This window comes from Paenibacillus sp. 7541 (assembly GCF_002276395.1).
Lineage (GTDB): Bacteria > Bacillota > Bacilli > Paenibacillales > Paenibacillaceae > Paenibacillus_AQ > Paenibacillus_AQ campinasensis.
The window spans coordinates 146,726-168,319 of record NZ_NQLZ01000021.1 but is presented as its reverse complement, the minus strand read 5'-3'; the positions used below and the strand labels follow the sequence as shown (position 1 = coordinate 168,319).

Genomic DNA, 21,594 nt, shown 5'->3' with positions numbered 1-21,594 from the left:
GGAAGGAATCTCATACCCGAAGGTCATGAGGTGTTCCATCAACGACCACCCAGAGGATGATCGATCTCGTCAGATCGGGGTTCCACTCGGCTGAGCGAATCCAATCTGTCGAGTATTGTCAAGAGCGATTAAGCTCATTTAGAAGCTAACGTATTTAAACGTTACTTTATCAATTGACGTGTTCCATTTGTTCAGTTTTCAAAGAACTTGATTTCGCGACCGTGACGATCTCTCGTCAGCAGCGCAGGTTTATATCATATCAAGATACCAACCTAATGTCAACATCTTTTTTTCAATGCCATCCAAACTAGCAATAAAGCATATGAAAAAAGCGACAGTTAGTAATATAGCATGGAGACAAAAAAATAGCAAGACCTTTGCCAAAATATCTTTTCTTGCCGAAGGGCGCTGAATCTCCGTTAATGAATCCCTTCGGGGATTTTGTTGAATTCCCCATTGATTTCAATCCGAAAAGGTTTTAAGGTTAGGTCATCCGTGTTCTTATATTCAACAACCTACATAAGAAGGGAGTTTCATATATGGCGGACAGAGGCGTCGCGCTTGATAAAGCTTCATCTCCTCCCCCCAATCCTGCAACGGGAGGTGTCCAGCAGGCAACCGTATACCGAATACTGCTTGCCATCAGTTTTGTGCACTTGTTCAACGATTCGATCCAATCGGTGATTCCTGCCATTTTTCCTATATTAAAAGATAACTTATTGCTCACCTTCACCCAGATTGGCTGGATTTCATTCGCTATCAATTTCACTTCTTCCATTATCCAACCGGTGATCGGGTACGCAGCAGACCGCAGACCCACCCCGATCCTGCTGCCTATCGGCATGTGCTTTACGTTTGCCGGCGTATTTCTGCTTGCCTACGCATCAACGTATGCCCTGGTTCTGTTAGCCGTTATTCTGATCGGACTGGGTTCAGCCACCTTCCATCCGGAAGGCATGCGGGTAGCCCATATGGCTGCCGGGATGCGAAAAGGATTGTCTCAATCCATCTTCCAGGTGGGCGGGAATGCTGGCCAATCCCTGGCTCCGCTGCTGACCAAATTCATTTTCGTTCCTTTCGGCCAGGCAGGCGCGATGTTCTTTACTTTTGTTGCGGGCGCAGGCATCCTTGTTCAGAGCTACATCGCCACGTGGTATGCCGGCATGCTCAAGGCAGGCTACACCTTCAAGAAAAGAGCAGCCAACAAAACGATCAGTCCTGCTCGCCGCAAAAGCGTGCGAAATGCCACCATCGTTCTCGTTGTCCTCGTATTTATTCGTTCATGGTACGGGGCTGCCATTAGCAGTTATTATGCTTTTTATCTGATGGACACATACCGGATCTCTTTAGAAAACGCTCAGATTTACATCTTTCTGTTCCTGGCTTCCGGCGCGATAGGCACCTTCTTCGGCGGGCCGCTGGCCGACCGTTACGGCAGACGCAACATGATCATGTTCTCCATGATCGGGACAGCTCCAATTGCACTGATACTCCCGTTCGTATCCTCGTTCTGGGCCGGGGTACTGCTGGTTATTAGCGGCTTCGTGCTCCTGTCCAGCTTCTCGGTGACCGTTGTCTATGCACAGATGCTGCATCCCGGGAATATCGGGACGGTATCAGGACTAATCACAGGCTTTGCCTTCGGCATGGGCGGCATCGGGTCACTCGTTCTCGGAAATCTCGGTGACGCATGGGGCATTGATCACGTGATGATTGCCGTCGGATTCCTTCCGCTCCTCGGCTTCCTTGCCTGGCTGCTGCCAACAGACAGCAAGCTGGATGAATGGGCAAGCGAGTAACTATATGTCTAAGATAAGGCTAAGAATAAATTGATGACCCTTAATTAAGCTTGAGATACTATCCACCAAAACACTCAGCATCCGCACACCAATGCGGGTGTTTGGGTGTTTTTTCATATTTCCTGATAACCACCAATCCAAACATAGATTTCTGCCATGAGTTAACCTATATTCTTTCACTCTCTTGCTCAACAGGCATGGTATACTGATAAAAACGAGCCACAGTAGGAGGCAATAGATGAAGTTGCATACTACAGGCCGAGAAAAAGGAACTAGCGAAATGTTGGAAATCCCAGGATATACGATCACAAGTATCGTCTACCAGGATTCACATCTACTGGTAGTGTATGCCCGTTCAGAACGAACCGGAAAAACCATGCTCCTAAAAGTCGTTAAAGAGGGCGTACGAACAACAATCGAAAACGCGAAGCTTATTCATGAATATCATTTTCTCAAAGATCTGAATATGGATGGGCTGCTGAGACCCGTATCCTATACTTTGCTCAAAACGATGATGGTGCTAGAGTTTCACCCTATCCATGCTATTACTGCCAGGGAGTATGTACGAAGGCACGGCGCATCTCCTCTAAAGTTAATACAGATGCTAGATCGGGCCGCCTACCGTCTGCATGAACTCCATTCACACGGTATTCTTCATCTTAATATCAGGCCCGATACTCTCCTGATCCAGGAAAGCTCACAGGACGTGTATTTGACGGGCTTCGGATACGCCGCACGCCAGGAGCAATTGGAGCCGAACGGTTATGGGAGCCTGGAAGGCAACCCTGTCTATATGTCTCCGGAGCAAACCGGAAGAATGGCTCATCAGTTGGATGCAAGGGCCGATATCTACTCACTTGGTATGACGTTCTACGAACTGTTATGTCAGAGGCTTCCTTTTGCTGCCCAAGACGCTTTGCAATGGGCTCACGCCCATCTAACCTTGAAACCTGAGCCCTTCCATGATGTAAACATCCCTCTATGGATAGCCGAGCTCATCATGAAGATGCTGGAAAAAGACCCGGATGACCGTTATTCAAGTATGAAAGACATTATGGAATCAATTAAACAAAATCAGTTAGCTGTTGAGAACAAGATAACTACATCGCTATACAAAGACGATGCCACGAACCAAGTCTCCTCCGAATCGATTCTGGTTCAACCGCCGCAACAAGCATTCGCTCTCAAAACAATGCAGAAAACCGACCAGGCCTTAGGCGGAGCAGGTTCCATGCCCCTATCCGGACATATAGCCAATTATCCGCAAGTGCTGGAGTTAGCCGCTGTGGTTCAGGCCTCACATATTTTCACTATGGAAACGGAGATGAAGCGGGTAGCTGAAAGCTTTATGCAGCTGTTAGTCATGAATGCCGGCGCTCATTGCGGATTCATGCTGATGCAGCAGGACGGAACCTGGCATGTGGTGACTGAAGCAGAATTTGATGGCAGACAGATGAAGACCGCATTCAGGAATAAACCACTTGAGTCCGCCCATCGGATTAACCGACATTTGCTTTATCAATCGGCAGAAACGAAGGGGGTTGTGTATGGACCCGCCGCGGCACAGGGAGAGGGCTTTATCGAATCTAAGGCAAATGTTCCATCTCGCACACCAAAGGGATCTGTACTTTATCTTCCCGTAATAACTCAGGAGCAGCTTCTGGGCGTATTATATTTAGAAAACGAGATGACCGCAAAAGCGTTCGTACCCGAGCGATTTCCCGTCTTGAGAAACATTGCCTCCCAGGCATTATTCGCCATCAAAGCCAGCCTTCATTCCAGCCCGTCTCCTTCCGGGCCCCGCCTCCAATCTGCAAGCCCGCAGGGGGCAGGACATACCTACGATTTAACGGCAAGGGAGAAGGAAGTGCTTCGTCTGGTCTCGAAAGGTCTATCCAATAAAGAGATTGCAGCAAACCTCACCCTCAGTCAAGAGACGGTCAAGACCCATGTTAAGAAAATCCTCGAAAAGCTGAACGTTGACCGAAGAGGAAAAGCTGTGGCGGTGGCCAATACGCTCGGTCTGCTTCAGGAGGATAATTCAACATACTATTGAAGCCCCCTTTCGGAAAATTAAAAAGCTTACATTAAGGCATAATCCTTAAGTAAGCTTTTTTCATTTTACTTGCGGTGCTCTTGAGTTAGGATAAAGCGGTATATAACTGCGGCCACCTCGGCTCGTGTTGCATACCCCTGAGGCAGGAAGCGATCATTAGGATAACCGTTCATCATCCGACTATCAATGAGGGCAGATACATGTTCACGTGCCCAAGCTGAAATGGAGCTCTGATCCTTAAAGGATAGCTCTCCTGGATCGGAATCACGGGAAAGAATGCCCGCTTGCTGGCCGGACCTAGACAGCATGACAGCCATCTGCTCCCGGGTGATTGGATCATTGGGGCCGAAGGCCCGGCTGCTGTATCCTTCAACAATTCCGTGTTCAACTGCAGCATTGATGGCGCTGCTAGCCCAATGATCGGCTGAATCGGTAAAAGGAGCCTTACCTTCTCCGTCCAATTGAAGGCTGCGCACGAGCAGTGTAACAAATTCCGCCCGGGTAACCGGAATGTCAGGCTTGTAAGTCCCATCAGGATATCCCTTCACCAGCTCCCGATCATATAGTGCTCGTATTGCCACTTCTGCCCAGTGTCCAGAAATATCATGCAAGGCCATAGGTTCTTTACCTGCGTCAGGGACCGTTGGTTCAGGAGGCGTTTCTTCCGTTCCCTTTCCAGGAATCGGCACTTTAGTCCCTCCATCCCCCTCTCCCTTATCAGCAGCAGGCGGACCCGACCAGGTGCCTCCGCTTCCCGGCCAAGGATTAGGCCATTCCGAATCTCCTTTATCAGGCAGAGGCGTAACAGTAACGGTTCGAATTACTTCCTCGGCCTCATTCCCTGCGCGATCAGTTACTGAATATTGAAGTATATATTGTCCCGGTTTCGATGAATCCACTTGACCTGTAACCTGGATACGATCCGTGACGTCACCATCCATATTGTCACTTGCAACCGCTCCAGGATCAACAAAGTCAGTATGTTGAACTATCGTAATGCTGGCATCACCAAGCAGTGTAATTACAGGCTTCTCACGGTCAATATTCGTAATTTCCAGCTGCTTCAACGCTTCATTGCCAGCATGATCCCGTACATAATAAGTGATCCAGCCATTGTCATGGACCTCCAGCTGATCACTCCACAGGTCACCTCCGTGGCTGAAATAAGCCTTATCAAGCTGTCCATACGCAAGCTTCCGATCGACAATCGGGTTCGGAGCATAAACCGAAGCCGTAACCGTTACATTATCTTTCGTCGGTACAGTTGGGGAGGCTGCAAGCTGAATGACAGGCTTATCCTTAAATATGTTATGAATTTCAATCATTTCAATCTGCTTATTTCCCGCAGCGCTCTCGGCATATATGGTATACCATCCGTTTAACTCCGCCTCAAAGCCTCCGTCAAATTCGGTCCCCTGCGTGCCAAAATAGGATATCGACCGCTGCCCCGGCGCCCATTTCATCGCGGCTATCGGACTGAGGGTACCGTAAACGTCAGCCATCACAGTAACGTTCTCATTGGTTGGCAGATCGGTGGAGATCTGCAGATGCACGATCGGCAGCTGCACATCAATATTATTCACCTTCAGACCCCTCACACTCCCGTTACCGGCAGCGTCTTCCGCATAAATCGTATAATCTCCGTTAATATCAACGAGAAATACGTCTTGGAATGGTTTCCCACCGCCTTGCTGGAAGTATACATCGTCCTGCACACCGGGCGCCCACTTCATTCGAGATACCATCCCTGAATTGTCAGTGGCATCTGCCTTTACCTCAATAGACTGGTTTGTCCATGTATCTGGGGTTAGATTCGGCTCCAATATGACCGGCTCTTCTCGATCGATGCGGGTAACCTCAATAACAGCCACATCCTCATATCCGGCATTGTCTTTGATATAAACGGAATACATCCCGTTGCTGTCAACTGTAAAACTCGTATCCGCCAACAGAGTTCCTTCATTTTCGAAATATTGGGAATCCCGCTGGCCGTAAGCCCATTTTTGAACAGCGATACCACTTCCGTTACCCGTAATATCGAGTTGAATGCGAACGGGCATATTCGTCCAGCCAGGATTGTCGAGAGATACTTGAAGACTCGAACCGTTGTTATAAATATTAGTGATTTCTACGGTCTCCAACTGTTCATTCCCAGCTTTGTCCCTGGCATAAATCGTATATAACCCGTTCTCCGAAACCGCGAAATTCGCACCCTGCACCTCCGTGCCACCTGTGGCAAAATAAGAGGCCTGCTGCTGTCCAGCCGCCCACTTCACGATATCGACTCCGCTTTCCTGATCAGAGACATCGACCGTAATGACGACATCCTTTGCGGTTGGTTCAATTGTAGAAGGTGTCCACGAAATGGCCGGCGGAATGTCGTCCAGATTATGAATAGCGATCTGTCTTGTCGCTGCATTTCCTGCATAATCTTCGGCATAAACGGTATAGTCGCCATTGCTCGTTACATTAAAGCTGCCTCGAAAAAAGTTTCCCCTGCGATTTTTAAAGAACGAAACAGGCTGGACGCCCGGAGCCCAATGCGTGAAGTAGATTCCGCTCTCATGATCCACGGCATCTGCTGATATGGTAACCACTGAAGTCCAATCCGTCGGAGAAGAAGACAGGTTCAAGGAAGGCGCGATACGATCTATATTTGCAATTTCAATGGACTGTACCGTTTCATTTCCCGCTCGATCTTTCGCATACCAGGTATACCACCCGTTCTGATCTGCAGTTATAACTTTACCTGAAGCCAAGTTGCCCCCGCTTCGGAAGTATGCTGCATCGAGCCGGCCTTCTGCCCATTTTTCGACTTGAATTCCACTCCCAAGATCTTGCGATTGTACGTTAATGATCACGTTATCCTGCGTCCAATCCGATGTGGATGGCGTAAGTGTTACGGAAGGGGGCGTATTGTCAAAAAGCACAGAGCTTCCGTCAGTCGTTGCCGTTAAGGTCCTGCCTTGGCTTCCATCCTCGTATTCTACGAGGAAATCTATTATCCCTTCAGGAGTTGAGGGACCTAGTGTAACAGTGGCCCAAGACTCGGTTAAGTCCGCGTTCGAGCTGGCCGTCACAGCCTGTCCAGCTATACTTAGGCCGGTCAATCGCCGCGATGGAAGAGAAGTAATTCTAAGGGTCACCTCATCGCCGGCTTTGGCATAGGTGGGATCCGCCCCATTAGATCGAATCGAAGCGCTCCGAATAGGGTCCACATTAAGTGTGTAAGTCTCTCGGGAGCGACTGTAATTCAAGGCCCTACCCTCGCCAGCCCAGGTCGTTGTATAGTAGCTCAATGTTGCCCATAACGCATTGGCCGGCACTTCAGGACCACTTAATACATTGACTCCATCAACGCTGTACGTATATTGCTGGTTGGAGATAAGCTGATTCTCGCTGAAGGACCCATCAAAATTGCTTAATGTCAGCCACTTTACATCGGCAGGTATTTCGTTCCAGCTGCTAATCTTTTTCTTCTCGGTTGTAACACCGTCCCGGCTGTAATAAATCTCGGCTCCCTCCATGTAAATCACCATGAACGTAACCCAGCGTGCGTCCGAAGGAACTTGACTAATGTCTGACAATGACTTAATGCTTGTCCCGTCGCTGTAGATGTGGAGCACCGTGGATACTCCTCTAGGATCATAATAAACGGCACCAATCGTTTCGGCCTGTACATTAAACGCAGATGCCTGATCCTTCACTGGTATGACCAGTGTACTCAGTAGCAATGGTACAATCATGGCCATTATCTTAAATGCTTGTGCTGCAACACGTTTAATAGCTCTTTCCCTCCTTGCGTCATATTTGCGGTACACAAAATCACCCCAATTCAGACTGCATACCTAGTAAAATAGTATCTTTTGCCCAGACCAAGATACATCCCTCATAAGAGGGATATTTGGTGAGATGAAGCGTTCCTGCCCCATTCATAGGGGCATCCCCAGAAAAAAACAACAAAAACCCTGATATCAGGGTCTTTGTTGTCTCGCTTTAAAGCTTCAGATCTTATCCAGATACTCGAGCAGACGGTATACAATCACCGATACCTGGGCCCGGGTCGAGGTTTCTTCCGGAGCAAAGCGGTTGCCGTTCATCCCTTTGATCAGTCCATTGTTTACCGCAAAAGCTACCGACGCCTGAGCTTCCGGAGCAATTGATCCGGCATCCAGGAAATTCAGCGGTCCGGTGCCGAGCTCTGCGCCAAGCGCCCCTGTGATCATGACCACCATCTCTTCACGCGTCAGTGCGGCACGGGCTCCCGGCTCCTGGCTTCGTTCTTCCCAGCTGATGCCAGTCGCAAAAATTCGGTCAAGCAATGTCGCGAACTCGGCACGCGTGATCGTACTGCTTGGAGAGAATCGACCAGCTCCGGTGCCGTTCGTAACGTGATGAGCTGCTGCAACCTCAATTTCTTGCTGCGCCCAGTGTCCGGAAATGTCGTTGAAGGTCACATTATTCTCTGCCGCGATGTAGCTGCCAGGAGAAACGATCTCGATGCTGATGATGCCTCGCGCAGAAGAGTGCGGCAGCCCTGCATACGTCAAGGTCCCCTCAGCCGAAACCGTGAAGATGCCGACCTTGCGAGCGTCCTTCACCGTACCGGGATTATAATGCAGCGAGAGCAAGATCGGCTGATCCAGCTCGCCTTCATGCTTGAGCACAAACGCAGGTGTCACCGTCGTCAGATTGGAGTCATCGCTGCGCTCGATGCCTGTATAGGCTGCCGTGATCCCGATTCCTCCGCCGGAAACCGCAAACTCATTCAATGAATCTGCCGGCAAAGTCAGCGTAAATCCTGCACCTTCAATCACCAATGGCTTGCCGGACTCCTTGATGCTATCCGCTGCTGCTTTACTTAGCGTAAATGTAAAATCACTGTATTTCGCAAAATCAATCTTCGAAACATCCAGCCGCACTTCCTCACTTTCCGCAGCCAGTTGTGCCGTCACTTCATTCTCTAGCAATTCAATCGTAGCCGAAACCGATTCGTCAGCATTCTTCTTCTCGGTCACCCTGGCATCTCCGATCCGTTCTGGAGCCGGTGACGGGGCAGGAGATGGAGCGCCGCCCGCATTGGAGCCGCCGCCGCCACCGCTGCCGCCACTACCGCCGCCACCCGGCGCACCCGGACTACCCGGACCAGGATTGCTAGGTCTACCCGTCACCTGAACCGAGACGGACGCCTTGCCTTCGAACCCTTGGCGATCCTTCACAGACAGTTCAATAGCGTAATTACCATTCGCAAGCCCGTCAAGCGCGATGCGGAAGGAACCGTCCTGTTCCACATCAAAGGTTCCCTGCTTCACCGATTGGTTGCCGCGTTTGATGGTATAACGGGCATCCAGCCACTCACTCACATCCAGCTTCAGCGCCCATTCATCCCACACGGCAGGTGCCGCTGTGACGTACAGGTCGTCAATCGTTCCTGTCAGCACCGGCTGGCTTCCGTTAACAGGAGCATCCGCTTGAATAACCGGCGCTTCTCTTTTCACAAAGAATGGTATCGAAGCATAGTCACCGAACACTCGGCCATTAGTTCCCAAAGCTGCAATCTCAATGGAGTAGAGCCCATCTTCGATTTCACGCTCTTCCTCGGTCTCGTAGTCGATATATTTCCCGTCCCAGCCGATGCTGTAGGCGGTATTGGCACCAAACGACCCCTGAGCACCAAAGATTTGACCGATAATCCCGTCTTTATCCTTGCCGGATTCGGGATTTAAACTGTCGTACAGATCTACAATGACAATCTCCATCGGATTATAAAATTCAAACGCCAGATTGATCTTATCCAGCTCCCGGAATTGATCCAGCTGGAAATGCGGTAAAAATGCTTCGGTATCGCTATATACCTTGGTGTATTTAATGCCCGTCATCTCCAGATTGAAGAAAGCGGCAAACGGAACGGAATAGGACTGCGAACCATTGCTCAAGGTAATATATCCGTGATGCTCATACACACCGGAGATGCCCTCCGGAACCTCGATCGTGACGGTCAATTCCTCTTGACCGTTCAATGTAAAGGACGTCTTATCGACAGTGACGGACACCCCCGGCGTTTGTTTGAATGTGCGCACATCCACCGTGTACGCTCCGCCTCCGGCTGGCCCCAGCTGTTCAACCCTTATTTTTTTGCTGATCGTCTTGGACGTCAACCCTGTGAAATTGCCAAAGCTGATGCTGCCCGTAATATTATCATGTTCGTTTCTCACACCATATTCTTCGTAAGACGTCTTATCGAGCACCTTCACCAAGGCTTCTGCCTGAATCGATTTCAGCGCCTGCACCCGGCCCGCTCCTTGGTCGATCACGTCGTACGTTGTTGTATCCAGTACCTTCGCGTTGTTCATCAACGCTACTTTGACATCAAACGGACTCCAGTTTCTGTTCTTCTCCACCAGAAGCGCAGCCAGCCCCGCTACATGCGGCGCAGCCATACTCGTTCCTGTAAAACGGTCATACGCCTGTTCGTAATCCGCTTGCGGATCATCTCTGCCGTAGGCTGGGATCGAGGACAGGATGCTCGTTCCTGGTGCAACGACATCCGGCTTGATATCCAGCGTTTTCTTGGCCGGTCCGCGAGAGCTCGAGCTGTTGATGTCATCGCCCTCAATCTGAACCCGGTCAAAATCAGTGAATCGAACCTTCAATCCAGGATTGGCCTCGAGCAGCGCTTTGACCTGCTCCCCATCCTGTTTGGTCATTCTGGCCGTAGGGATGAAGAAAAAGCTGTCTCCAAGAATAGCGACCGGATTGGACTCATCCACATTGTTGTATATGATCGCTCCCGCCGCTCCTGCCACTCGGGCAGCTTCAATCTTGTCCACAAACGGGATTACCCCCCGCTGGATTAACGCAATTTTGCCCGTGGCGTCCAGTCCTGCAAAGTCCTCAGGATAACCAAGACCGGCGAATACCAATTCATAATCTCCCTGTAACACATCAGCAGGATCATGAGCCAGATTCCAGGCCATAAAATCAATATCGTAGGTCGCAGACACTACGCTCACCGGCGCCGGTGCAGGCGCGATTGCAGCAGCGGCAGCTTCGAGCGCAGCTTCATCTGCCGCCTCGGCTAAAGAATGATCCGTTGCCTCCGCGTTATCACCAGCCTGCTGCAGGTTCGCGCTGCTCTCATCAGACCCCGCAGCCGCGTTATCTTCTACCACGTCGCCGTTCGCTACTTCTGCTGCTTGAGCTTCAGCGCTTCCGTCGGATCCAGCGGCGATCTCAGCCGGGGCATCCCCCTGCCCTGCAGCTTCATCCTCTCCAGGAGATGCCTCCGGAGAAGCGTCCGCATTCGGAACCGCCGGCTCCACACTACCGGACTGACCAAGCTCCGCCGGAGCCTTGCTTCCATCAGTCTGCGGCAGATTCAAATCCGGATCATCCTCCGTGAAAAAGTACGTCGTAGCGGTAATCTGATCGCTTGGACCCGTTGAGTTGCCCACCGAAATCGCAAACGCAGACGCCGCCGGCGATCCCAGCGTCCAGCGAGCCGGACCGCTGTTTCCGGCAGAGACGACCGGCACGACACCCGCGAGCGCGGCATTATTCATCGCCACGGACGTAATATAATCCGGATCATTGCGCGAGTTGCCAAGCGAAAGGTTGATCACATCCATCCCATCCGCAACCGAGCGGTCAATCCCGCCCAGCACCCAGCTGGAATATCCGCTGCCGTACGGGCCCAGCACGCGATAAGCATAGATCTCGGCTTCCGGCGCAATGCCGACCACCCCGAATTCCCCGGCTGGGCGAGCCGCAATCGTACCCGCGACATGCGTGCCATGGTCCGTCCAGAAGGTTCTTCCGTTGGCATTCACCGGCGGACGGTTCTGCGGATCATTCTCCCAGTCAAGCGGCGTTGCTTCATAAGGATCATCGTCATTATCAACGAAGTCGTATCCGCCTTTATAAGCATCTATTAAATTAGGATGGGTGTAATCGATGCCTGTATCAATAACCCCCACCTTAATGCCTTTTCCTTTGTAACCCAGATCCCACACCTCAGGAGCTCCGATGTAAGGTCCGGTATCCTTCATATAAGGGCTAGCCTCGCCCTTCTTCGGTTCAACCTCAACTTCCAGATCCGGGTATACGCCAAGCACCCCCGGAATTTCCAGCAGCTCTTCCACCTGGCTGCCTTCCACCTCAAGCGCCACCCCATTAAAAGCATGGCTGTACTGATTATGAATCTCAAATTCAATATCATTTGCATTCAAAGTACGCTCAAAGCTCTCCTGCTGCTTCTGCACCTGGGCTTCCACTCTCGCTTCAGCCGATGTGGTGAACGACCGGCCGGAAAACGTGGAGATCCCCTTCGCCAAAGCGACAGGCTCCTCAGACAATTCAACAATGACATGAACCGGACCAGACCCGACATTCTCCAATGCTTCATCGAGTACAGGCGACTGGGAAAGCAGAGCCCGTTCATCCAGAATCCGTTTAAGCTGCAGCGCTTCCTCTGCACTTAATCCCTGTTTCAGCTCAATCGTTGATGGTGCAGCACCTGCTGCTGGGATGATCAAGGATAACAATAACAGTAAGCTAAGCAATGTAGACAACACTTTTTTACTCAAGGCTTCGCCCCTCCCCAATAAATGACTTGCAACCTATCGTCCGGGTCTGAATGCATCATGCATATCGTCAATGAATCGCATCCCTCCTTTGTCAACAAAACTGACCCAAGGTAAATAATTCTAGATAGAAAATAAAATATCCTTTATCGTTTTTTAGCTTTGTGTAGCATAAAATGACATCATATGTCGATATATATAACCATCAATTATGTAGAATGATGTAAAAAAAGAAAGGACCCGCACCGTCGAGGGTGGGATCCTTTTCCATATTCAAAAAACTTATCGCTACACATCGTTATCGTTGAAGGGATGAAGAAGACGCTCTATTCGTTCAACAGCCGCACAAACTCTTCTTCATTGTCGATAATATCAATCCCCAGCTGCTGCGCCTTCGCCAGCTTGCTTCCCGCCTTCTCCCCGGCAATCAGCAGATCGGTCTTCTTCGAGACGCTGCCCGTGACCTTCGCTCCCAACGCCTCCAGCCTCGAAGTCGCCTCATCGCGTGTCAGCAGATGCAGCGTACCGGTCAGCACAACCGTCTTGCCGCTGAAGAAGGAGTCGCTGGTCACTTGCTGCGGCGCTTCCGGCGCTTTCGCCTGCACGCCAAGCCTCAGCAGGCGTTCAATGCTGGCCTGGGCGAATGGATCGGCAAAGTAACCCGCGATGCTCTCGGCCACGATGCCGCCAATGTCCGGCAGCTCGACCAGTTCCTCGGCCGTCGCCTCCATCACTCGATGAAGATCACGATAGTGATCCGCCAGCATCTTGGTGGTAGACTTCCCGGTGTTCGGAATGCCCAGCGCGAAGAGGAATGAGGCTAAATCCCGCTCCTTGCTTTTCTCAATGGCATCCAACAAATTCTGGGCTTTTTTCTCACCGAACCGTTCCAGCTTCAGCAGGCTCTCAAACGAAAGCTCATACAAATCTGCCGGCTCTCGCACCCCGAGCTCATCATACAGCTGGATCGCCGTCTTGTCGCTGAACGTCTCGATATCCATCGCATCCCGCGAGGCAAAATGCGTAATCCGCGCGATAATCTGCGGCTTGCAGCCGGTTTTGTTGTTGCAGAACAAATGCGCGCCGCGCTGCTCCAGCGGGAATCCGCACGCCGGGCACTGTTCCGGGTACACAATCTCCTCCCCGTCGTTCTCCTCGGTCACTTTGCCGAGAATTTCAGGGATGACATCGTTGGAGCGGCGGATAAACACCCGTGTGCCGAGTGCGAATTTGAGATTCTTGCGCTCGATATCGCCGATATTGTTCAGGGTACAGTTCTGTACGGTGACTCCGGCCAGCTCGACAGCCTCCACTCTGGCAAGCGGGGTGATCTTCCCGGTTCGGCCAACATTCCAGGTGACGGACTGCAGCACCGTCGTCGTCTCTTCTGCCTCAAATTTATAAGCGACCGCCCAGCGCGGGAACTTGTCCGTGTAACCGAGCACCTCTCGGGTGCGAAAATCGGTAACTTTAACAACTGCGCCATCGATCAGATAGTCGAGCTCGGAGCGCCGCTTTTCAATATCCGCAAGCTGCTCCATCACATCATCAAACTGTTCGAAGTAGAAAATATACGGATTCACCTTGAAGCGGTTCTCTTGCAGAAACGCCATCATTTCCCGATGATCCTGAAAGGAGATGGCATCGGAATAACCGATATTATAGAAGAACGCGCTTAGCTTCCGCTCTGCCGTCACTTTCGGATTGAGGTTGCGCAGGGCGCCTGCGGCAGCATTGCGGGCATTCTTGAGCGGCTCTGCCGCCGTCTTGTTGTACTCCTCCAGCACGGACAGGTTCATAATGCCCTCGCCCTGAACCTCGATCGTCCCGCCGGTATAAGGAATGGTCAGCGGAACGGATTTAATTGTCTTCACCTGTGGCAGAATGCCTTCCCCCACCGTACCGTTGCCGCGGGTGGAAGCCTGGACAAGCTTGCCGTCCTTATAGGTCAGGTTAAGCGTCAGTCCGTCAAACTTCAGCTCAAGCGCGTAGCACGGGCTAGGTAGAGGAGTGTCCGGGTTCTTCGTGTTGTAGTCGTTGACAAGCCGGACCACACGTTCATGCCAGGTGCGGAGCTGATCAATATTCTGCGCTTTATCGAGACTCCATAGCGGAGCCAGATGACGATGCGGTGTGAAGCCCTTCAGAATCTCTCCGCCCACCCGCTGCGTCGGCGAGTCCGGGAGGATGATCCCCGACTCTGATTCGAGTGCCACAAGCTGATCATACAGCGCATCATACTCCTTGTCGCTGATCAGCGGCTCGTCGAGTGTGTAGTAATGATAGTTATACTTGTTCAGCTCCGCAATGAGCTCCTCCATTGTTCCCTTGACGTCCATGCAGGGACAAGCCTCCTTCAATTTACTCATGTATCCCGATTGATTCAACTCAAAAAACCTCCCGCCCCATAGCGTATCATCGCCAGGGACGAGAGGAAGTTTCCCCGTGGGCAGATTCATATTAACATCGGTTGATTAGCCAATATTATATCGAATCCTGCACTTTGAAGTCAACGGCTGCCCTCGCCTCAAACAAGGGACAACCAGGGGTGTTCCAAGAAGTATTCGAAGATCCTGCAAGCCCCGCTCCTATGGATTGCAGACATTATCCATTCTGGCCGAGCAGCGCTTGCTCTACCTGCGGAAATAGATCACCGTAGTAATATCTCCATAGGGTGCTCTATCATGTGTTCTTACGTTACAGCTGCCCATCTGTACACTGCAGCCTCATAAGGCCGCAGGCTTCCTTGCGCCTCTGTCTCATAATTGGACAACACCCGTTCTCCGCCTGCCAGCGTCTCCGTCAGCCCAGCCCACTCCACGCGGTCAGCGGTAAAATTGCAGACAACGATAAACGTTTCTCCTTCATGGGTGCGCCGGTACATGCCGATGTCCGCGGAATCTTCGCAAAGCTCCTCATAGAACCCGTACACCAGCGCTGAATACTGACGCCGCAAGGCGATCAGCTTCCGGTAGAACTGGAGCACCGAGTGCTCATCCCGCATATTGTTCTCCACATTAATCTCGGTGTAATTAGGGTTCACCTTAATCCACGGCGTCCCGGAGGTAAAGCCCGCTTCCCGATCAGCATTCCACTGCATAGGTGTCCGTCCCTGGTCGCGGCTGCGTTTGCCGAGATAGTCCAATATCTCTGATGCCGGCCGGCCCTTGGCCGTCTCCTCTCGATACAGATTAAGACTGCTGATGTCGCGGTATTCATCGATTGAATCAAACGGGCAGTTGGTCATGCCGATCTCCTGCCCCTGATAGATAAACGGCGTCCCTCGCATCAGGAAATAATAGGTCGCCAGCATTTTGGCCGACAAATCACGGTATTGTCCATCATCGCCGAATTTGGATACCGAACGGACATGGTCGTGGTTCTCCAGAAACAATCCCATCCAGCCGTGCCGGTTGGATTCCCGCTGCCACAGAGACAATGCCTCCTTGAACTTCTTCATATCCCAGTCGGTGAATTCGGCTTTGCCTCCGGGCTTGATGTCGAGGTCGACATGACTAAACTGAAACAGCATCGTGAATACGCCGTCCGTTTCGTCAACAAAGTCCCGAATTTGCTCCAGCGGCACGCCCGGCGCTTCGGCAACCGTAATTGCGCTCCGCGGCTCCAGCGCTTCCTGCTTCAATTCACGCAGGAAGTCGAGGATGCCTTCCTGATTCAGGCTGGCCTGTTCCACCGGCGCGTAACGTCTGCCATCTGCAGCAGCAAGCTGCGGGAACGCCGGATTTTTCTTAATATACGTAATCGCGTCCACCCGGAAGCCGGCAATGCCCTTGTCCATCCACCAATGGATCATGGAATAGAGCGCTTGCCGCACTTCTTCATTCTCCCAGTTCAGGTCCGGTTGCTTCTTCGAGAAGCAGTGGAGGTAATATTCCCCGCTGTTCTCGTCGTATTCCCAGGCCGACCCGCCAAATGCACATTCCCAGTTGGTGGGTTCCGCCCCCTCATTCCCCGGGCGCCAAATATACCAGTCCCGTTTCGGGCTGTCCTTCGAGGAACGGGACTCGATAAACCAGGCATGCTCATCCGAGGTATGGTTGGCAACCAAATCCATCACCAGCCGGATGCCTCGCTTGCGCGCCTCCTCCAGCAGTTCATCCATATCCTCCATCGTGCCGTATTCATCCAGGATGCCGTGATAATCGCGGATGTCGTATCCGTTATCGTCGTTCGGCGAATCGTAAACCGGACTTAACCATAGCAAATCGATCCCCAGGTATTGCAAATAATCGAGGCGTTCCGTAATGCCGCGCAAGTCGCCGATGCCGTCTCCGTTCGAATCCTGGAAGCTGCGCGGATAAATCTGGTACGCCACACTTTCCTTCCACCATTGTCGTTTCTGCTCTCTCATCATGAACCTCCGTCCCCATTCCTTCAGAGAATCAATGCATCTATCATTACAGCCAGCAGCTGTTCATCTCCCATTTATCCAGTTGTTCCACAACGGCAGAGCCGTCGCCAAACAACACGATGCGGTCCGAGGCTTCGCCTGGATAGAATCTGGCACTCATCGCCAGCTCGCCATCGCCCACAAATATTTCGGCGCAGGACTGATCGATAAAGATGCGCAGAACCAGTCGCCCATCCCGCAACTGCACCGGGGCCTTGCGAACTCCCCCTGGACCCTGTCCAGAACGCGTGCGGTCCAGAATCAGTTTCCCCTCCCGGCCGTCATAGGTCAGCACTGTTTCCTCCGTGCCGTCTTCGCTGCAGCCGAATTTCAGACCGAACACCGAGCCTTCTTCTGCACGAACCTTCAGTTCCAGCTCCAGGCAATGCCCGCGAACACCTTCCAAGTTCACTTCATTTATTAGCGTGATGTCATTATACGCAATGATTGCTCCCCGCAGCTGGGAGAGCTCTGGATGCGGCATGCTCAGTACCTGATTATCTTTCATCGTAATAACTCTAGGCATGGTCATCATGCCCGCCCATTGATCAGCCTTCTCCGGCATCTCGTCATCCCACATGGACATCCAGCCTACCATGACCCGGCGCCCTTGGTCGTCGAGCGTAGTCTGTGGCGCGTAAAAGTTAAATCCATAATCCAGCAAATGAAAATCACCATGTTCAAACGTGCCGCGCTCTTCATCAAACTTCCCTACGAGATAGCCCGATTGGCTTTTGTTGTGGTACAGATCGCCCTCCGGTGCCATCCCCTCTGGAGAAATGATAAGCACATGCTTATCATCCAAGGCAAACAGATCAGGGCATTCCCACATGTAACCCAAGCGTGCGTCCCCTTGCGCCAATATACTGACAAACTCCCAATCCAGCAGCGTAGAGGAACGGTACAGCAGCGCCTGCCCCCGATCACTGCGGCTTCGCGAGCCCAGGACAAAATAGTAATACTCGCCTTGCCGCCACACTTTCGGATCTCTAAAATGATTGGGATGGATATCCCCCGAAGGTGCGGACGAGATCAATGGATTTTGCGGCACCTTCGTGAAAGTGACACCGTCCTCGCTGACCGCCGCGCACTGCACCTGCTGCAAATCGCGCGTCCAGTCCGATCCGGTCCAAACGTTCCCCGTATACAGCAAATACAGCTTCCCGTCCTTCTCCATCGCACTCCCGGAAAAACAACCGTCCTTGTCATAGTCTTGATCCGGCGCCAAAGCGGTTGGCATATGCTCCCAGCGAACCAGATCCCGGCTTTTCATATGCCCCCAGTACATGTTCCCCCACTTGGGAGCGTATGGATGGTGCTGATAGAACAAGTGGTATTCGCCTTTGAACCGGCAAAAACCGTTGGGGTCGCTCAGCCAGTTGGCCGGGGCAGACACATGATACTTCGGTTTCCAGCGGCTCGCTTCAGCCGCGGGTCTCACCTGCTCCAGATACGCTTCAGCCCTGGCGATGGAATCGTTCGAAAAATCCATTGGTTTATATGACATTATTTAACTGCTCCTTCAACGACACCTTGAATAATTTGTTTTTGCATAAAGAGATAAAATATGATGACCGGAATGATGGACAATACAAGGGCTGCCATGGCCACGCCATAATCCGATGTATATTTCCCGAAGAAATAGAACGTGGACAGCGGCAAGGTTCGATCCTCTTCCGAGATCAGCACGAGTGACGGCAGAAGGAAGTCGTTCCAAATCCACAGTACGTCCAGTATCGCCAGCGTCGTCGAGATCGGCTTCAGGATCGGGAATACCACCTGGCCGAATACCCGGAATTTCCCCGCGCCATCGATCAATGCGGCCTCCTCCAACTCCTTCGGGACCCCTTTAACGAAGCCATGGTACATAAATGTAGCCAGTGAAAGGCCAAAGCCGAGATAAAAATAAGCCAGCCACCATTTGCTGTTCAGCATGTTCAATTCGCCAAAAATCGACACAAACGGAATCATGACCGCCTGGAACGGAATGATCATCGACGATACCAGAATCATCAGAATGTAATTATTGATTTTCCAATTCCAGCGGACTAGAAAATAAGCCAGCATCGCCGATAATACGATAATCAGAGCGACTGAGAGCACCGTAACGATCACGGAATTCATCAGCGCATGCGAGAAATTCATCGTCATATAGGCCTCTTTGTAATTCACAAAGCTCAGTTCCGTGGGCAGGCCCAGCGGATCTCGCACAATATCCAGACGTGATTTCATGGAATTCAGAAAAATCATAAGCAGCGGAAAAATAAACACGGCCAGAAACAGCAAACTCACAATAAACAAGAGAATTCTTTTTCCCGTTTTGCCGCTCATCATGCTTCCACCTCCACCTTTTTCATCGCTCTAACCTGAAGGATGGCAATTAAGGCGACAATCAAGAACAACACAAACGCCTTCGCCTGGCCCGGTCCATAATTTTGATAAACAAATGCCTCGTTATAGACATGCATGGCAATCATCTCTGTTGAACGGTATGGTCCGCCCCGGGTCAGAGACAGGTTCGTATCATAAACCATGAAACTGCGCTGCAATGTCAGGAAGAGGCTGATTGTAAAGGCAGGCACCATCAGTGGAATGCGAATCCGCGTCAGCTGCTTCCAGTAGCTGGCACCGTCCAGGTTAGCCGCTTCGGTCAGCGAAGCAGAGATTCCCGTAAGACCAGCGATATAAATCAGCATCATGTAGCCCGCATTCTGCCATACACCAACCACGACGAGTGACCAGAATGCCGTGCCAGGATCGGCAAGCCAGGATGATGAGAATATGCCAAGGTTAAATTCGGTTCCCAAGTATACAAGGACCCGGGTGAAAATAAACTGCCAGACAAAGCCAAGAATAATTCCGCCGATCAAGTTCGGCGTGAAAAATCCGGCCCGGAAAAAGTTCTGGCTGCGCAGCCCGCTGGTGACGAGCAGAGCAAGGCCAAAGCCAAGCACATTGGTCAACAGCAACGTAAAGAGTACGTATTTCAGCGTCAGCCACATCGAATCCCAGAATACGGAATCCCGCAATGCCACGGCATAATTGCTTAGACCCGTAAATTCATAACTGCCGGTCCCGGTCCAGTTTGTCAGTGTCATGAATAAACCTGCCAAAAAGGGCAGAATGACAACTGTAAAAAACACAAACAGCGGCACAGCCGCAAACAGCCCGAACACCTTCAACTTCCCTAACCAAGTTTTCTCGTTATACATGTTTGTGGACGCTCCTTCAAGAAGGGTTCTCAATATACAGCAGGGGATAAGCCAAGTGGCTTACCCCTCCGAATCATGCGGTTTTATTCCTTCGTCTTCCAATAATCTTCAAATTCCTTCGCAACGCCAGCCCGATCCAAGTTGTCGGTCAAATACTTCTGCAACGACGCTCCCATCGTTGGGAAGCCGTCTGGCGGGAAGTACAGGTTCATCCACTCCAGCGTCCGTTCGTTATCCATGTAATACAACACGGATTGAGACAGACTGTCTTCCGGCTGGATCTGGAAATTCGTGAATGCTGGGATGGCACTGAATTGGTTAACGTAATAATCCTGACCTTTCTCACTGCCGATCATCCAGTTCAGGAAGTCCTTAGCTGCAGCTTGTTGTTCAGGTGTGGACTGTTCTTTGTCAATCGCCCAGTACAAGGAAACACTTGCGGAGATCTGGCTGTTGCCATAATCATCAGGGTTATTGCTGATTGGCACCGGCAAGAAGCCATAGTCTCCGTCCGGATCAGCTTCCTTGATTTGCGGATAAGCCCAGTTGCCCATAAACCACATGGCAGCTTGACCATCGGCCAGATACAGCGGCGCTTCGTCATATTGAGCCGCGAGCGGCGCGTTCTTCGCCGAGTTGTACGCTTTCATCAGATCGAACGTATCCATCCATCCGTTAAACACCGCGTTGTTCTCGAGGTCAACAGCACCATTCTTGATCTCCTCAAGAAACTGATGGCGCTCATCGCGGTCAGCAGACTGATTCGTGAACATAATGTTGGCAAAATGGGCACCAAGCGACCAATCCAACGGGCTGACCGTTATCGGAGCCATTCCGCTCGCTTCAATTTTCTCGAAAAGCGCTTTCAAGTCATCGACAGTTCTTACGCTGTCTGGATCAAAGCTGCCGCCGCTCACTTCATCCAGCACAGCCTTGTTATAAATAAAGCCAAATGCTTCAACAGCCATCGGCATTCCTAATACCTTGTCGTCAAAGGTGGCATAGTCCAGTGTGCCTGCTGACGCATGCTGTACCCACTCCTGATCTGACAAGTCGAGCAGCTTGTCCTGCATCAGCGGCAATTCCTGGCCGATACTGATCACAGTCGGAGCATTGTTGGATGCATACAGCGTTGACATTCTCTCATATCCATTCGCCCCGGCTAATGGAATAATCGTTACCTTAGCCTGATCCTGCAGCTCGTTGTATTCCCGGACCATCTCTTCGAACGGCTTAGCAATTTCTTCCTTGCCGACCAACACCGTGATATCTACCGGCTTGTTGGATGATGAATCTCCTGTCTGACCCTCTTCATTCGCCTTTCCGCCTCCCCCGCAAGCCGACAAAACTGCTGTAAGCATGATCGTGGCAAGCGATAAAGACGCCCATTTCCTCATTTTCATGTGTCTTCCCCCAATCTGGCATTTTTAAGTTAGATTGATGTGAGCTCATGCCTATTATATTACTTTTAGATTTTATGTCAAACGTTTTCACATAAAAAACTTCTTTGTTTTAGGTATTTTATTGTGTCCTT

The 21,594-nt window shown here is 51.3% G+C and carries 10 protein-coding genes; 2 read left to right on the top strand and 8 right to left on the bottom strand.

Annotated elements, in window-relative coordinates:
- Window positions 1-539 precede the first annotated feature (539 nt).
- Window positions 540-1,799, top strand: a complete 1,260-nt coding sequence (locus CHH75_RS13545; RefSeq protein WP_095267885.1) for an MFS transporter — start codon at window positions 540-542, stop codon at window positions 1,797-1,799.
- 238 nt (window positions 1,800-2,037) lie between these two features.
- On the top strand, window positions 2,038-3,855 hold the full coding sequence (locus CHH75_RS25475) for a protein kinase domain-containing protein (RefSeq protein WP_095267884.1): 1,818 nt from the start codon (window positions 2,038-2,040) through the stop codon (window positions 3,853-3,855).
- Window positions 3,856-3,920: 65 nt separating this feature from the next.
- Here the strand turns inward: CHH75_RS25475 and CHH75_RS13535 are convergent, their stop codons facing one another.
- From CHH75_RS13535 to CHH75_RS13500, 8 genes are all read right to left on the bottom strand, one after another.
- Entirely contained in the window at window positions 3,921-7,601 is a 3,681-nt protein-coding gene (locus tag CHH75_RS13535) for an S-layer homology domain-containing protein (protein WP_176475561.1), read from the bottom strand.
- 258 nt (window positions 7,602-7,859) lie between these two features.
- Window positions 7,860-12,440, bottom strand: a complete 4,581-nt coding sequence (locus CHH75_RS13530) for a S8 family serine peptidase (RefSeq protein WP_095398437.1) — start codon at window positions 12,438-12,440, stop codon at window positions 7,860-7,862.
- Window positions 12,441-12,763: 323 nt separating this feature from the next.
- Window positions 12,764-14,776 carry an NAD-dependent DNA ligase LigA gene (ligA, locus tag CHH75_RS13525; protein ID WP_095398436.1) on the bottom strand — a complete coding sequence of 671 codons (2,013 nt, stop codon included), beginning with the start codon at window positions 14,774-14,776 and terminating at the stop codon, window positions 12,764-12,766.
- A gap of 353 nt (window positions 14,777-15,129) precedes the next feature.
- A complete protein-coding gene (locus tag CHH75_RS13520; protein WP_095398435.1) occupies window positions 15,130-16,809 on the bottom strand; it encodes a glycoside hydrolase family 13 protein in 1,680 nt (559 codons plus the stop codon).
- Between the two features lie 46 nt (window positions 16,810-16,855).
- On the bottom strand, window positions 16,856-18,355 hold the full coding sequence (locus tag CHH75_RS13515; protein ID WP_095267879.1) for a glycoside hydrolase family 32 protein: 1,500 nt from the start codon (window positions 18,353-18,355) through the stop codon (window positions 16,856-16,858).
- Window positions 18,355-19,182, bottom strand: coding sequence for a carbohydrate ABC transporter permease (locus CHH75_RS13510; protein WP_425320455.1), 828 nt, complete (start codon window positions 19,180-19,182; stop codon window positions 18,355-18,357). The genes CHH75_RS13515 and CHH75_RS13510 overlap by 1 nt, the downstream gene beginning before the upstream one ends.
- The gene (locus CHH75_RS13505) at window positions 19,179-20,060 is read right to left on the bottom strand and encodes a carbohydrate ABC transporter permease (RefSeq protein WP_095398434.1); all 882 of its coding nucleotides are present in this window, start codon (window positions 20,058-20,060) and stop codon (window positions 19,179-19,181) included. The genes CHH75_RS13510 and CHH75_RS13505 overlap by 4 nt, the downstream gene beginning before the upstream one ends.
- Before the next feature lie 83 nt (window positions 20,061-20,143).
- Window positions 20,144-21,421: an ABC transporter substrate-binding protein gene (locus CHH75_RS13500; protein WP_255223031.1), complete on the bottom strand. Its 1,278-nt coding sequence runs from the start codon at window positions 21,419-21,421 to the stop codon at window positions 20,144-20,146.
- Window positions 21,422-21,594 lie beyond the last annotated feature (173 nt).